At 62.1% G+C, this 523-nt stretch carries 1 protein-coding gene; it reads right to left on the bottom strand.

Going from position 1 to position 523, the window contains the following annotated elements; genetic code table 11:
• Positions 1–30: 30 nt before the first annotated feature.
• Positions 31–174 (bottom strand): hypothetical protein, encoded by a 144-nt coding sequence (locus tag EXE44_RS17970; protein ID WP_199241275.1) that lies wholly within the window; start codon positions 172–174, stop codon positions 31–33.
• Between the last annotated feature and the right edge of the window lie 349 nt (positions 175–523).

The following is a 523-nucleotide window of genomic DNA, read 5'->3' as shown; positions in this document are numbered from 1 at the left end:
GTGGGGACAGCGATTGTCGAGCGCGGCGTACTAACCATTCTGGTGCGTCATCGCGACTGTCGTGTCGCCGCAGCTCACCGCCTTCACCCGTCCCTCCGGCAGCTCGTCCGGGTCGAGCGCTTTGTACCAATTCGTGTCGCCTGCCGCCCCGGTCGAAGTCGAGTCTCTACTCATGACGTCATCCGGCGCGCCGCAGTAAATTAAGTGTGCGGCGGCTGTTCGGTTCCATTATCCACACGCGGTATATCATTTGTATGTGCCGAATGGCCGAACAAAAGTCGTTTTCAGCGGCGTACCGCCCCGAGGAGGTTTCTAATTCGCCTCCCGCCGTTCCCGCCAGTACGGGGCTTCCGGAGGACTCTGGTTCAGGGAAGTAAAACAACCTCACCGGTCGCGGCCGCGACGACTATAAGATAGAACGTCGTCCCGAATGCCGCGCTTGCGGCGACAACCTGGTCCGAGTCGCGGTGTGGCAGCGTCCGCCGGATGACCGGCAGGTCGCGGAGCTCCGGCCGGGTCAGAA

The sequence above is a fragment of the Halorubrum sp. SS7 genome (assembly GCF_005435055.1).
Lineage (GTDB): Archaea > Halobacteriota > Halobacteria > Halobacteriales > Haloferacaceae > Halorubrum > Halorubrum salinarum.
Note: the sequence above shows the minus strand (reverse complement) of the source record. Positions and strands in the feature narration are given on the sequence as shown.

Coding starts and splice junctions, on each gene's coding strand:
- EXE44_RS17970 (WP_199241275.1), bottom strand. CDS start 174: ATGAGTAGAGACTCGACTTCGACCGGGGCGGCAGGCGACACGAATTGG.